The 14,130-nt window shown below is 65.5% G+C and carries 12 protein-coding genes and 1 riboswitch; of the genes, 5 read left to right on the top strand and 7 right to left on the bottom strand.

Annotation, left to right across the window (positions count from 1 at the left end):
• Positions 1–67 precede the first annotated feature (67 nt).
• The 7 genes from AC56LY_RS03520 to AC56LY_RS03490 form a co-directional block, all read right to left on the bottom strand.
• Complete coding sequence (locus AC56LY_RS03520; protein ID WP_499576655.1) at positions 68–397, bottom strand: hypothetical protein; 330 nt, start codon at positions 395–397, stop codon at positions 68–70.
• Positions 394–1,056, bottom strand: coding sequence for a thiol:disulfide interchange protein DsbA/DsbL (locus AC56LY_RS03515; RefSeq protein WP_183550131.1), 663 nt, complete (start codon positions 1,054–1,056; stop codon positions 394–396). Before AC56LY_RS03515 ends, AC56LY_RS03520 begins: the two co-directional genes overlap by 4 nt.
• Before the next feature lie 150 nt (positions 1,057–1,206).
• Positions 1,207–3,153, bottom strand: coding sequence for a TonB-dependent receptor (locus AC56LY_RS03510; RefSeq protein WP_499576653.1), 1,947 nt, complete (start codon positions 3,151–3,153; stop codon positions 1,207–1,209).
• A 68-nt stretch (positions 3,154–3,221) separates the two neighbouring features.
• Positions 3,222–3,461, bottom strand: a riboswitch (cobalamin riboswitch).
• 25 nt (positions 3,462–3,486) lie between these two features.
• Complete coding sequence (gene ylqF / locus AC56LY_RS03505) at positions 3,487–4,434, bottom strand: ribosome biogenesis GTPase YlqF (protein ID WP_499576652.1); 948 nt, start codon at positions 4,432–4,434, stop codon at positions 3,487–3,489.
• 298 nt (positions 4,435–4,732) lie between these two features.
• Positions 4,733–5,944, bottom strand: a complete 1,212-nt coding sequence (locus AC56LY_RS03500) for a hypothetical protein (protein ID WP_499576650.1) — start codon at positions 5,942–5,944, stop codon at positions 4,733–4,735.
• 53 nt (positions 5,945–5,997) lie between these two features.
• Positions 5,998–6,765, bottom strand: a complete 768-nt coding sequence (locus AC56LY_RS03495; protein ID WP_499576649.1) for a hypothetical protein — start codon at positions 6,763–6,765, stop codon at positions 5,998–6,000.
• An 88-nt stretch (positions 6,766–6,853) separates the two neighbouring features.
• Positions 6,854–7,786: a histone deacetylase family protein gene (locus AC56LY_RS03490; RefSeq protein ID WP_499576648.1), complete on the bottom strand. Its 933-nt coding sequence runs from the start codon at positions 7,784–7,786 to the stop codon at positions 6,854–6,856.
• A gap of 215 nt (positions 7,787–8,001) precedes the next feature.
• On the opposite strand from AC56LY_RS03490, the gene AC56LY_RS03485 reads away from it, so the two are divergent.
• The 5 genes from AC56LY_RS03485 to AC56LY_RS03465 all read left to right on the top strand — a co-directional run bounded on the left by AC56LY_RS03485 (position 8,002) and on the right by AC56LY_RS03465 (position 13,920).
• Complete coding sequence (locus AC56LY_RS03485; protein ID WP_499576646.1) at positions 8,002–8,922, top strand: AAA family ATPase; 921 nt, start codon at positions 8,002–8,004, stop codon at positions 8,920–8,922.
• A complete protein-coding gene (locus AC56LY_RS03480) occupies positions 8,922–9,914 on the top strand; it encodes a DUF58 domain-containing protein (RefSeq protein WP_499576645.1) in 993 nt (330 codons plus the stop codon). Before AC56LY_RS03485 ends, AC56LY_RS03480 begins: the two co-directional genes overlap by 1 nt.
• Complete coding sequence (locus AC56LY_RS03475) at positions 9,911–11,926, top strand: transglutaminase TgpA family protein (RefSeq protein ID WP_499576642.1); 2,016 nt, start codon at positions 9,911–9,913, stop codon at positions 11,924–11,926. Before AC56LY_RS03480 ends, AC56LY_RS03475 begins: the two co-directional genes overlap by 4 nt.
• Positions 11,923–13,113, top strand: a complete 1,191-nt coding sequence (gene mltB, locus AC56LY_RS03470; RefSeq protein ID WP_499576639.1) for a lytic murein transglycosylase B — start codon at positions 11,923–11,925, stop codon at positions 13,111–13,113. The genes AC56LY_RS03475 and mltB overlap by 4 nt, the downstream gene beginning before the upstream one ends.
• A gap of 468 nt (positions 13,114–13,581) precedes the next feature.
• Positions 13,582–13,920, top strand: a complete 339-nt coding sequence (locus AC56LY_RS03465; RefSeq protein WP_183550106.1) for a hypothetical protein — start codon at positions 13,582–13,584, stop codon at positions 13,918–13,920.
• Positions 13,921–14,130: the final 210 nt, after the last annotated feature.

Genomic DNA, 14,130 nt, shown 5'->3' with positions numbered 1-14,130 from the left:
CAGAACGGCGCCCATGGGGCGCCGTTCTGATACTGCCTGCCTTACTTGCCCAGCTTACTTGCCCAGCTTATTTGCCCACATTATGCGGAGCAGGCCGCACATTCATCACGCCGAACCAGAGGTGTTCCCACCAGTGATCACGCGAACTCACCGTCACCAGGCATGCCTTGTCAAATCCCGCCTTGAACACAAGGTCAGGACATTGATTCGTTGCCAGCGCATGGCGCTGATTCTCGGCATTGATCAGGGCGATGCTCAGCCAGATGGTCGCCATGGCGAAGATCGCCACCAGCGACCACGCGAGATGGTTCACGCGGCTGATCTCAAACAGCTCTTCCTCTTTGGGCCGTGACCCTTCGTAAATCTTGAGGATGTCGCGTTCGACGTCGTTGGTCATTTGGTCTGGGCTGCTTTCGTTACCAGTGCATCGAGGACCTGGCCGGTGGCCGTCATCAGCTGCCCCATGTCCTGGATCTTGTTCGATTGTGCCACAGTCGCCGGCGACACGACGTATTTACCATCGATGACGACGGTCGGCGTGCTGCTGGCTTTGTACGCTTCGGCAACAGCCGGCAGGCGCTTGAGCTTGGTCTGCACACCGAACGAGTTCCACGCTTCCATGAACTTGGCCTTGTCCAGGCCGTTCGAGGTTGCCCAGGCGATGATGTCCTCATCCTTCATCAGGCGCTTGCGCTCGACGTGCACGGCGCGGAACACGCGGTCATGGTACTGCTCCAGCTTGCCCATGGCGTCGAGCGTCAGGAACAGGCGGGCTTCAGGGTCGCTTGGGCCCTGGAACGGCAGCGGGATGCGGCGCATCACGATGTTGTCACCCTGCTTCTTGATCCATGCATTGAGCGTCGGCTCGAACGCATTGCAGGCGCCGCAGTGGTAGGCGAAGAATTCAACGACTTCGACCTTCTTGCCAACGGTCTGGGTCGGCTGCGGCGCGGCCAGCACGGTGTATTCGGAACCGACGCGTGGATCAGTCGGCGAGGCATTGGCGAAACCGGCAACCAGGGCGGCAGCAACGAGGGCAAAACGCAGAGTGCGCATAACATCCTTCCACAAATATGATTGAGCGAACGATCGCGAGATTACCACTTTTTACCCCTACCCTGTCTGCAGGGCGCGATTTATTGCATTTGCTTACCGCTGAAACATGGGTGCAAATACATCAGCCAACCGCGCCCGACAAACGACCGATCAGAAGTCGTAACGCAGCGACACCTTCAGCTGACGGCCATCGCTCGGATAAATCCCGGCGCGGCAGCTGAACGCGTAGCTGTAATGCTGGCGATCGAGCAGGTTCAGGCCCGATACCGACGCTTCCCATGGGCCGAAGCGGCGCGCATAGCGGGCGTCGACCGTGGTGTACGACGGCACGCGCGCGCTGCAGCTATTGGCGAAGTCGTCGCCAAAACGCTGGCTGGCTACCCACTGCGCGCCCACATCGGCGGTCTGGCCATTGCCCGGCGTCCAGGCCAGGCGCGTCGTCACGACGTGTTTCGGTACCAGTACCATTTCGCGGCCGGCGTTCGGGCCATCACGGAACTCGGATTGCACGTACTGCCAGGCCCCGGTCAGGCGCAGGTTGTTCGCCAGCAGCGCATCACCCTCGAATTCCACGCCCTGGCGCCGGGTCGGGTCGAGATTGGTGTTGATGCCAAAGCCGCCGGCCAGCGTCGGATCGAAGAAGATTTCGTTGGTCAGGCGGTGACGGAACACGCGCGCCGTGGCCTTGCGCGCATCGTTGCCGAAGGCAACGCCCAGTTCCAGGTCGCGCGACGTTTGCGGCGCCAGCACGCCCGTCGTCGCGCGGTACGAGTTTTCGTCGATATTGGCGATGCGGTAGCTGCGGCCGGCCTTGGCGAACACGGCCACTTCCGGCGCGACGTCAAAGCTGCCTTCAAGCGTGAACGCGTTGACTGACTGCTCCGTGTCTTCCGGGTCGGTGAACGCGAGCGGATCGGCGTATTCCTTGTCGAAACGTTCATGCCGCGCGCCGACGGCCAGGCGCGCATTGTGCGGCGCGTTCCAGGTCAGTTCGTCGCGTACGTAGATCGCCCTGGACTCCTGTTTGGCGTCGCCGGCCGAGAAACTCGACGTCACCTGGCGATCCCAGCGGGTCAGATCGATACCGGTGACAAATTCGTTGCGCTTGTCGCCAAGCGTGGCCGTATGGCGCAGGCGCGGCGAGAACTGGGTCTGCTCGGACTCGTAGCGCGAACCAAACCCGCTGTAGGTCGACTTTACATCGCGCTCGCGGTGCGACAGTTCGGCTGCCAGTTCGATGGCGCCGATGCGGTGCTCGACGAAGGCGCTGACACGGTCGGTGTCGAGCGAGCCGAAGTCGTCCGGCGTGTTGCTCTGGGTCGGGATCGACTGGAATTGCGCGTCGGTCAGCGAACCCGGAAAGCGCGCGTCCGAACGCGAGCTCTCGAAGCGCAGGCCAGCGCGACCGTTCGCGCCGTATGCATATTGCACGCCGCCGCTGAAGCTCGTCTGTTCGTACCGGTTGTTGTCGCGGTAGTTGTCGGTGCGGCGATCGGTCACGGCGGCGTCGAACGACCAGGGGCCGGCGCCGTGCGCGATCGAGGCGCGCAGGTCGCGGGCATCGAAGCGCCCGGCTTCGGCAAACAGCGAACCGCGCGTGCCGCTGCCCGATGGACGGCGGGTGAAGATCTGGATCACGCCGCCGGTGGCGCCGTCGCCGTACAGCACGCTGCTGCCGCCGCGCGTGATTTCGATGCGCTCGACCGTATCGATCGAAATGCTCGACAGCACCGTGCTGGCCAGCTCGTTTTCATTCAGGCGCACGCCGTCGACCATCACCACCACGTTCTGCGCGCTGTTGGTACCGAAACCACGCAGGTCGAGGCTGAAGTCGGGCGAGCCGTCCAGGCTTTGGCGACCGAAGACGCCGCCGATCTTGCGGATCGCCGCATTCACGTCGGCCACGCCGGAGGTGCGGATCTGGTCCGCCGTGATCACGGTGGCGCCGATCGGTGTGGCGGTGGCCGGGAAACGGGCGGCGGTGACGACGACCGGCGCCAGCGTTTCCTGCGCGGTGGCGAGGGTGGCGAAGGTCGAAACGGCGAGAGCGCACGCCACGGCGAGGGGCGCGCGGCGCGCGGGAGCTGCAAAAGTCATGATGAATGTGTTCTCGGTAAAGGGCGCCCCGCTGCGTCCCCGCAGCCTGGCGTCGAAGGAAGCGCGTGGCGCTTCCACCTGTCCTGGCCGGTATCCGGGCTGGCAAGCGGGACGCCCTCACCTTCCTGTCGTGCGGACAGTGGTTATCGAGATTGTCTGCCGCGGCGCAGGATGTGCGAGCGCGGCGCTTGTCGACCGTTGCGGGGGCAGCACACTTCCAGGACCGCGCGTGGCGCAGGCCTGTCGTGTTTCCCGTTTAACTTCGCGCGCCGGAATGCGCACGAGAGCACCAAAACGGCGCGATTATACCGTGTCGGCACCCGCCCTGGCAGGTTAGCTGCCGCGCTTGCCGCGCGACTGCTCTTCGAGCTTGGCAGCGAGCTTCTCGGCGGCCAGGCGGGCTTTCTCGGCCACTTCGGCCGCGTGCAGCGCCAGGCTGGTAGCGCGCGAATCCGGCGTTTCCAGGCTGATGCGGCCCAGGGCGCCCTGACGATAATCCTGCAGCAGCGAGTGCGCCGCCTTTTCGTAGTCGTACTCGCCACCGCGCACACGGAAGCCACGGCGCATTGCAACGCCTTCGATCACGCCCACGCCATCCATGCCCTCGGTCTTCAGGCCGTAGCGCGCGGTGAGCAGGTGCGGGTAGCGCTGCAGCAGCAGTTCGCCCAGGTATTCGGCCACTTCTTCTTCAACCAGCGCATTGGTACCGATGGCGTGGCTGGCTGCCAGCATCAGGCCATCGGTGGCCATGGCGATCTTTGGCCACAGCATGCCGGGCGTGTCGACCAGCACCACGTTCTTGTTCAGGTACAGGCGCTGCTGGACCTTGGTCACGGCCGGCTCGTCGCCCACCTTGGCCACGCGTTTTTTCAGCAGCGCGTTCATCAACGTCGATTTGCCGACGTTAGGGATGCCCATGATCATGATGCGCAGCGGTTTGGTCGGCACGCCGCGGTGTGGCGCCAGCGACAGGGCCAGATCGGGGATGCGGGCGACGTCGGCCGGCTTCTTGGTCGTCATCGGGTAGGCCGTGACGCCATCCTGCGCATCGTAATAGGCTTTCCAGGCGGCGGTAGCGACCGGATCGGCCAGGTCGATCTTGTTCAGGATCTTGAGGCTGGGACGCTGGCGGAACTTGCGCAGCTGGTCCACCAGTGGGTTGCAGCTCGCCTCGGGCAGGCGTGCATCGAGGACTTCGATCACCAGATCGATGTTCTCCATCTGCTCGGCCGCTTCCTTCTTGGCCGCGTTCATGTGGCCCGGGAACCATTGTATCGACATGCTGTTGCTTTCTTTATCTTTCGTTCAAGGTGCTATTTTACGCTGGTGGCGCGCCGTGGCGTCGCGAACCCGCCACAGCCGACGTTTCTCTTCTGCACGACGTTGAGCCGTTGCAACACTGTTGACATATTCGGCGTGCACACTGGGCTTTGGCCACGCATCGTGGCGGGACGCAGCGGAGACGACATATGCGCGCACGGGACAGACTGAAACGATCGATGGCACGCTGGTATGGCGTCGGCTTGCTGTGCTGCGCCATCGCGGTGTCCGCACTGGTCGAGCTGCCGCTGGTGCCCTACTAAACCAGCCCCGGCGCGCTGCACGCGGCCGGCGGCAACGTGGCCGCCGGATCGAACGCCGCTAACCGGTCGCGCGCCGCCATGCGGTCTTTCGCATACTCGGCCAGGTAGCGGCTGCGTTCCTCGCTCTGCCATTCGTGATCGGGCACGCCCGCCAACGACAGCGTGCGGCTGACCAGCACGGGGCCCTCGCGGCGCGCCAGCAAGAGCCGGTCCGGATCGGCATTCTCGCGCAGCAGATAGCCTTCGACATCGCGCAGCACCAGTGGCAATGCCGGCCCGGGGTCGGCGTCATGCAGCAGCTTGCCGTGCACACGCAAGGCCACCGCCTGCATCCCCTGCCCCAGCAGCTCGTTGAAGCTCGCCAGCGCAAACGGGCGCCCCAACGCATCGTCGACGCGGCCGCTGACCACGTAGCGGCCGGGGATGCGCACATCGAGCGCCAGCGTGAACTCGAGCGCGTCCGGGCCGATCGCTTCATGCGGCGCGCCGTGCCACACGGCGGGCAGCTCGGGCGAGTGGATCACATCGAACAACACCACACCCGACCGCCCGTTGACGCTGAAGCGCACCCCGCTGCGGATGGTGCCGTGAAAGGCCGCCAGCGCGCCCGCTTGCGGCGCGAACGTGGCGCGCCAGTCGTTGCCATCCTGCGCAAACGCCAGCGTCACGCGCGGCGCGGCGCGCGTTCCCGGCGCGACCATGCCCTGGGCCAGCGCGTGCGTGACCACCAGCGGCAGCGCCACGCCTTGCGCATCGACGGCGCGCAGCGAAAACGCCACCGTCTCACCCGCCGCCAGGTAGACGCGCGACTGCGTGGTCTGCACCAGCACGGCCGGGTCGCTGTCGCCGCCATCGACCCGCAGCGGGTTCGATTCGCTGACCTGCTGGTTCGGATACAGCTGGTCGGGATGCTGCGCGGCCGGGCGCGATGTGTGCGGATAGCGGGTCTGCTGCAGGTAGCTGCAATAGGTGTGCCCGGTCAATCGAACCTGTTCGGCAAGCTGACGGCGGCGTGCGGTACGGTCTTCGCCAGCAGAGCGCATGACCGGCACCGGGCCAAGAAAATGCAGGCCGGCCGGTGGCGCCGATACAGCAAGTGGCGGCGCCGGATCGTCCTCGTGCCAGACCAGCCCGACCACGAGCGCAGCGGCGACGCACAGCGCCAGCCAGACCCACAGCCTAGTTGGCCGTATCGACCATTGCCGCACGCATGACCCCGATGATGCCGGCCCAGTTGCTGTCGCCATAGTGGTTGAAGCGTTCACCGTCGTCGCGGAACACGACCGAATGCCAGCTCCATTTGACGCTGCCGCCCTGGTTGGGCGCGGTGCCCAGGCGCAGGTCGTCGCACAGCCAGTCGCCCGGGTTGCACAGCGCACGGCCCGCATTGCCGGCCACGCCGCCGCTGCTGTGGTACGCCACGACCTCGTCGTCCTGGCCCGGCAACAGACCAGACGTTGCGGGTGTCGTTGTGGTTGTACATGGCGCGCGCGGTGCTGGTCTTGAGGTCTTGCACGAGCGGCTCGGAGGTGGTCCAGGCACCGGCGTTGGCCAGCTCGGAGCCGCCCGCTGCACCGGCCGCGACGCGTACCCATTTGAGGTTCCAGCCGGTCTGCATGCCGCCGCTGGCGCCGCATACGCCGTTGGCGTTCGCGCTGGCGTTCGTCACGGCGCGCGTCGAGCCGCCGTAATTGGCGAGTGTGTAGCCAAGCAGCAGGTCACCCGCGCTGTAGGCAGCGATATAGCACCAGTTCTGGCCCGTGCAGAAGCAGTCGAGCGCATCGCGCAAGCGGCCGCTTTGCGACGCAATGCTGCTGCGCCCGTCCCAGTTGACCGCCTGCTTGTTGATGCCGGCAGGCGTCGCGGCCGGGCCCCAGTAGCGAAAATCGCCGTAGTTGCCGGGTGCGCCGCCGCCGCTACGGCCGTTGATCCAGAGGGTGTAGTTGGTGGCGCCCGCCACGGTGCTGGCCAGCAGCAGGCACAGGGTGCAGAAGATGTAGAGGGCGTACGGGATGCGGCGGTGTTTCATGCTGGTCTCCTCGCTCATGCTGGTCTCCTCGCTGCCCGGCTTGTGCCGGTGCTACGTTAGAGAGCAGAATGCCGTCGCGGTTCCCCAACTATTCGAGATCGGCCAGCACCTTCAGGTGCGCCACCACGCTGCGCGCCAGCGACGACAACTCGTAGCCGCCTTCGAGACAGCTGACAATGCGCCCGCCGGCGTATTCGTTGGCCACCGCCACAACCTGCCGCGTGATCCAGGCATAGTCCGCCTCGACCAGTCCGATGCCGCCCATGTCGTCGTCGCGATGGCCGTCGAAGCCGGCCGAGACAAAAATCATCTGCGGCTTGAACGCGTGCAACGCCGGCAGCCACTGCTCCTGCACCAGCTGGCGCACGGTGTCGCCCTCGCAGCGCGCCGGGACCGGCACGTTCACGCAGGTGGCGGTAATCGGTTCGGGCTCGGTGTACGGAAAGAACGGGTGCTGGAAGAAGCTTGCCATCAGTACGCGCGGATCGTCCTTGAACGCGTCGGCCGTACCGTTGCCGTGATGGACATCGAAATCGATGATCGCCACGCGCGCCAAGCCATGCGCCTCGAGCGCGTGGCGCGCGGCGATGGCCACGTTATTAAAGAAGCAAAAGCCCATCGGCTCGGTCGGCGTGGCGTGGTGGCCCGGCGGGCGTACCGAGCAAAAGGCATTGGTAACCGTGCCGGCAATCACGTCGTCGGTTGCCGCAACCGCAGCGCCGGCTGCGCGCAGCGCCGCCTGGTAGCTGTACTGATTGAGCGACGTGTCACCGTCGAGCGGGTAGTAGTCGCCCGGCGTCGTGGGCACATGATCGCGCACCAGCGCCAGCGCGCCCGCCGTATGGTTACGCAGGATCTGGGCCGTATCGGCCAGCGGCGCACTGCGCTGCTCGATCAGCCCGTCCAGGCGCGCCAGGATCAGCTGGTCGTCGATCGCCCGCAGGCGCGCCGGGGACTCGGGGTGCCAATCGCCCATCTCGTGCCGCAGGCAGTCGGGGTGGCTGTAAATCGCTGTACTCATGATGCTCGGTCTCCGCCTGTGCTCATCCATTCACACCTTGCCGCGCCGTTCTCGCATAGAATCCCTTGGGACGGCTGTTGCTGTCGACGTATGAAGATTGCCAATGGCGCTAATCTACCACGGCAGGCCACAGCCCTGCTGTGCCGCCTTGTCAATCATGCATGCGCGCCAGGTTCGCCGACCTGTTTCATGTACCGAATAACGTAAAGCCAACCATGTTTAACAAATTGCACGCCGTCGCACGCCAGGTCAACGAGGTGGTGGTCGGCAAGGACCAGCAAGTGCGCCTGGCCCTGACCTGCCTGTTGGCCGGCGGCCACCTGCTGCTCGACGACCTGCCGGGCGTCGGCAAGACCACGCTGGCGCACGCGCTGGCCATTTCGCTGGGCCTGCGCTTTAACCGCGTCCAGTTCACGAGCGACCTGCTGCCGGCCGACGTGGCCGGCATTTCGATCTACGAGCGCGAAAAGAACGAGTTCGTGTTCCACCCGGGCCCGATCTTCACGCAGGTGTTGCTGGCCGACGAGATCAACCGCGCCACGCCCAAGACCCAATCGGGCCTGCTCGAAGCGATGGAAGAACACCAGGTCTCGGCCGACGGCGTCACGCGCGCCCTGCCCGAACCGTTCTTCGTCATCGCCACGCAAAACCCGGCCAACCAGGTCGGCGTGTTCCCGCTGCCCGAGTCGCAGCTCGACCGCTTTTTGATGTGCCTGACGCTGGGCTACCCGGATGCCGCCGCCGAACGCGCGCTGCTGATGGGCGAAGACCGGCGCGCGATGCTCAAGACGCTGCAGCCCGCAATGCAGGCCGCCGAACTGGCCGCGGCCCGGCATCAGCTGCGCACGATCCACGCGTCCGGCGCCCTGATCACGTACGTGCAGGCGCTGGCGCAGGCGTCGCGCCAGAACGGCATGTTCGCCGAAGGCCTGTCGCCACGCGCGGCCATTGCGTTGCTGCAGGCCGGACGCGCCTGGGCCGCGCTCGAAGGGCGCGACCACGTAATCCCCGAGGATATCCAGGCCGTCCTGGTGCCGGTCTGCGCGCACCGCCTGCGGCCTGTGCGCGCCGCGCATGGCACCGCACTGGCCAGCCGCGACCTGGTGCTGCAACTGCAAAAGGCGGTCCCGGTCTGATGGCGCTGGCGCTCCGGGGCTGGTTGCGCCGCACGACCGGCACATGGCTGCCGCGCGGCGGCGCACTCGATGCGGGCGAGGTGGTCATCAGCCAGCGTCGCGTGTTCATCGTGCCGTCGCGCGCGGGCCTGGGGTTCGTCCTGCTGCTGGCGGTGCTGCTGGTCGGCTCGGTCAATTACGCGCTGGGCCTGGGCTTCGGCCTGACCTTCCTGGCCTTGTCATGCGCTCTGGTCGACATGGTCGCCACCTACCGCAATCTGGCGCAGTTGCGCCTGCAGCAGGGCCGCACGGCGCCCGTGTTTGCGGGCGAGGTCGCGCAGTTCGAGCTGCAGGTCATCAACCGCACGCGCCTGGCGCGCTACGCCGTGCGGGCCGACTTTGCCGACTGGCCCGAGGCACGCCATGTTGCCGACATCGCTGCCGGCACGCAGGCCACCGTCACCCTCACGCTGCCAACCACCGCGCGCGGTTGGGCGGCGCCGGGGCGCGTGAAACTGTCGACGCGCTTTCCCCTTGGCCTGTTCGTCGCCTGGAGTTACTGGCGGCCTGCCGCGCAAGTGCTGGTCTATCCGCGGCCCGAAGACGGCGCGCCCGGCCTGCCGCTGCAGGGCGGCGGCGGCAACAGCGTGCGCACGGCCGGTCATGACGACTTTGCCGGCGTACGCAATTACCAGGCGGGCGACTCGCCGCGCCAGATGGCCTGGCGCCAGATCGCGCGGCTCGACCCCAGCATCGGCGGCCAGCTGGTGACGAAACACTTCGAAGGCGGTGGCGGCGACGAACTGGTGCTCGACTTCGACCGCCTGCCACGCGACCTCGACGTCGAACTGCGCCTGGCGCGCCTGACGCGCTGGGTGCTGGAAGCGGAAAGCCGCGCCCTGCCCTACGCCTTCCACCTGGGCGTCGTGCGCATCGATGCTGGCAGCGGCGCGGCGCACCAGGCGGCGTGCCTGCGCGCGCTGGCCTTGTATGGCATCGAGGACCCTGCATGACATTCCTGCGTACCCCGCTGTCACGCGACAAGGCCGACACGCTGCTGCTCCTGGCCAGTGCGGTGCTGGTGCTGGCGCCACACGCGCTGCATCTGCCGTGGTGGGTGTCGCTGCTGTGCGCGGCCACGCTGGCCTGGCGCGCCGCGATCACGCTGCGCGGCAAGCGCATGCCCAAGGCCATCGTGCTGCTGCCGGTTGCCATTGCCGCCATGGTCGGCGTGCAGTTCAGCTACGACACGCTGCTCGGCAAGGATGCCGGGGTGGCGATGCTGGTGCTGCTGGTGGCCTTCAAGATGCTCGAGATGCATGCGCGGCGCGACCTGTTCGTCGTGGTGTTCCTGTGCTTCTTCCTGGTGCTCACCAACTTCTTTTACGCGCAGGGGATCGGCACCGCCATCATGATGATCGCGTCGGTGCTTCTGCTGCTGGCCACGCAACTGTCGTTCCAGTTCACCGGCGCGGTGCCGCCGCTGCGCACGCGGCTGGCGATGGCCGCGCGCATGCTGGCCTTTGCCGCGCCGATTGCGATTGCGCTGTTTTTCGTGTTCCCGCGCATCCAGGGTCCGCTGTGGAGCATGCCGGGCGGCCCCGGCGCCGGCAGCTCGGGCTTGTCGGACCAGATGGCGCCGGGCCAGATGTCGAACCTGGCGCTGTCCGAAGAACCGGCATTTCGCGTGCGCTTCTTTGGCCGTCCACCGCTGCCGCCCCAGTTGTACTGGCGCGGCCCGGTGCTCGACGCCTTCGACGGCCTGACCTGGCGCCGTGGCGACAACACCGCATCGGGCCGCAACCTGCGCCTGTCGGTCGGCGGGCCAGGGCTGGAATACGAAGTCACGCTCGAACCGTCGCAGTCGCGCTGGGTGTTCGCGCTCGAGATGCCCGGCGAACTGCCGGTCGTGCCGGGCCACGAGCTGCGCATCTCGCCGCAGTTCGAACTGACGGCCGACGCGCCCCTGGCAAGCCGCGTGCGCTACCGCGCCAGCTCGCACGTCGAGTATGCGCTGCAGAATGGTCGTGTGCTCGCTGACACCAATCGCTGGCTGCTGCTGCCGTATGGCTTCAACCCGCGCGCCCTGGCTGCCGGCATGGCCTTGCGCGCGCTGGGCGACCCGGCCGCGCGGGTCGACGCCGTACTGCGCCAGTTCCGCGAGCAGCCATTCGAATACACGCTGGCCCCGCCGCTGCTCGGGCGCCATACGGTCGACGAATTCCTGTACGGGACGCGCTCGGGCTTTTGCGAACATTACTCGGGCGCGTTCGTGTTTTTGATGCGCGCGGCCGGCGTGCCAGCGCGCGTGGTGACCGGCTACCAGGGGGGCGAGCTCAATCCCATCGACGGCTTCATGACGGTGCGCCAGTCGGATGCCCATGCCTGGGCCGAAGTCTGGATCGCGGGCCGCGGCTGGCTGCGCGTCGATCCGACGGCGGCGGTGGCGCCGGAGCGGGTCCGGACCGGTACCAACCGCGCCACGGAGCGGCCGGCGCCGTTCGGTATCGAGGCACTGCGCGGCGCGAACCCGTTCGGTCTGGAAGCCGGTGCCTGGCTGGCCGATATGCGCAACGCGATGGGCGCGCTCAACAACGGCTGGAACCAGTGGGTGCTGAACTACACGCCGGAACGCCAGCGCAGCGTCGTGCAAGGCTTGCAAGACAAGTTGCTGGCCTGGCCATTTGGCGTCGTGCTGGTGCTGGCCGGGGTGGCCTGGTGGGGGATGAAAATTTTGCGGCGCCGTCGCGAAATCGACCCGATCGATGCTCTATACTCGGTCTTGTGCAAGCGTCTGGGCCAGGCCGGCCTGCCGCGCGCGCAAGACGAAGGGCCGAGCGCCTACGCGGCGCGCATCCTCGCTACCGCTGCTGCTACCGCCGCCGGCGCGCAGGCCCTGGCGCCTCCCGCCCGCGAGGCGGCCATCGCCTTCCTGCGTCGTTACAGCGCCTGGCGCTATGCGGCGCCCGCAGCCGATCCCCGGCTCCACGCCACCTTGAAAAGTCTATTGTCGCAAGTCAGATGAAATTAATTGTTACCCTGTTCGCCGCGCTCGCGCTTGCCGCCAGCGCGCACGGCGATGCGCTCGCCGCTCCTTCTTCGGATACCCAGGCGCGTAGTGCGCAAACCAAGGCCAAGGCTGCCAAAGCCAAAGCCGCATCGAAAGCAAAACCTGCGAAGGCCAAGTCTTCCAAGGCCGCCCCAATGGCTGCCGCCGGCGCTGCCGTGGCCAGCGTTGTCGATGCCGCCAACGAGCATGTCAACTTTCTGGAATGGCAACCGGTACGCGAGTTCATCGACGGGATGGTCGCGCAGCATGGCTTTGAACGCACGGCGCTCGAAACGCTGTTCGGCCAGGTGCGTTACATCGATACAGCCGTGCAACTGGTCAAGCCGGCGCCGCCGGGCAAGCCGAAGAACTGGCAAGCCTACAGCGCCCGCTTCATCGAGCCGATCCGGATCCGCGCCGGCGTGCGCTTCTGGGAAGCCAACGCCGAAGCGCTCAAGCGCGCCGAGGCAGCGTATGGCGTGCCGGCAGAAATCATCGTCGGCATCATCGGCATTGAAACCATCTACGGGCGCGACACGGGGCGCTTTCGCGTACTCGACTCGCTGACCACGCTGGCGTTCGCCTATCCGGATTCACCGAACCAGGCCGCGCGCCAGGCGTTCTTCCGCGACGAACTTTCCAGCACGCTGGTTCTGGCGCGCGAACGCGGCTACGACCCGTTCTCGCTGCTGGGGTCGTTCGCGGGCGCGGTCGGCATGCCGCAGTTCATGCCGAGCAATATCCTTAAGTATGGCGTGGACTTCGACAACGATGGCCGGGTCGATCTGCGCGGTTCCAGCGTGGATGCGATTGGCAGCGTGGCGAACTTCCTGGTCCAGCATGGCTGGAACGCGGAACATCGCGGCCCGGTGGCGTATGCCGCCGATGTGTCGCCGACGCGCGCCTGGGAGCCGCTGCTCGAACTTGGTCTCGAAGCGACACTGCGCCCGGAGGCGCTGCGCACGGCGGGCGTCGTGACCGGTACGGCGCTGCCAGCAGAGACACTGTACGGTTTGATCGACCTGCAGAACGGCGCCGAGCCGACCGAGTACTGGGTGGCGAACGATAATTTCTACGCCATCACCAAATACAACCGCAGTTATTTCTATGCGATGTCTGTCGTGGATCTGGGTCGCGCCGTGCGGGCTGCCCGGCCGGAGTAAGCGGCAACACGCTCCATTTCCGAGCGGGAAATTTTGTAATCCTTTGTAACAAGTTTCCCGCCAACTTTCAATATTGCTGATCAGAACCCACTCGCATACCCCCCAGGGGTATGCGCAGGCTTGTTGCCATTATTCGTACTAAATATATTACGAATCTAGTCATACTCCCCATTTTCTTTCAATTTAGTCAGCAATTCCCATACTGTGCGGCATCAAATGCTGGATGCCCGTACACTAATGATTAATCAAAAAACAATAGTTGTTTCAAGTGACTATATGAGAGAATTGCATTGCGGCTATTGTTGCAAGTAGACAACGATAACCAAATCGAAAGAAACGATTCCGGCTTGCTCATGAGTATCGGTATCGAAATAGTTGTACAATTGAATAGAAATTTACGAAAGTAAAAACCGGACTCGACGCAGTAGATGTTGATGACTCCGCACTAACCCCTAAGGAATATGAATCATGACTAACCAAGTCGGCATTGATATGAACAGCGATTCAGAAGGCGACGAGCTGCTTCAGTACAACCCGAACCGCCTGCTCGATACGTTGATCGAGAACCTGCGTCTGAAGAACGACGCAGCCCTGTCTCGCGCGCTGGAAGTGGCGCCGCCGGTGATCTCGAAAATCCGTCACCACCGTCTGCCGGTCGGCGCATCGCTGCTGATCCGCATGCACGAAGTGAGCGACCTGTCGATCCGTGACCTGCGCTACCTGATGGGCGATCGCCGCGCGAAGTTCCGCATCAGCGACAAGCAGTTCAAGCCAAAAGAAGGCGCAGTTCCGGCAATGAAGGACTGACCAGCATCGGGCGTTCCAGGGCGCCTGTGTTTGTCGTCTTGCCAGGATTGAACCGGCCAGCGCCGTACGGCACGGCCGGCACCAGTAGTGCATACGCCCGCGCGGGCGTATGAGCCGCCGCATTGGCGGACGACCGAAGGAAATTGGCGCTATGCCGATGGAAAGGTCTAGGCAGTCCAAGGACTGATTTGAAAGCCGCCTGTGCAACGG

It is taken from the genome of Telluria sp. ZT3P25 (genome assembly GCF_059685895.1).
The sequence above is the reverse complement of the archived record's forward strand: the minus strand, read 5'-3'. Positions and strand labels throughout refer to the sequence as shown.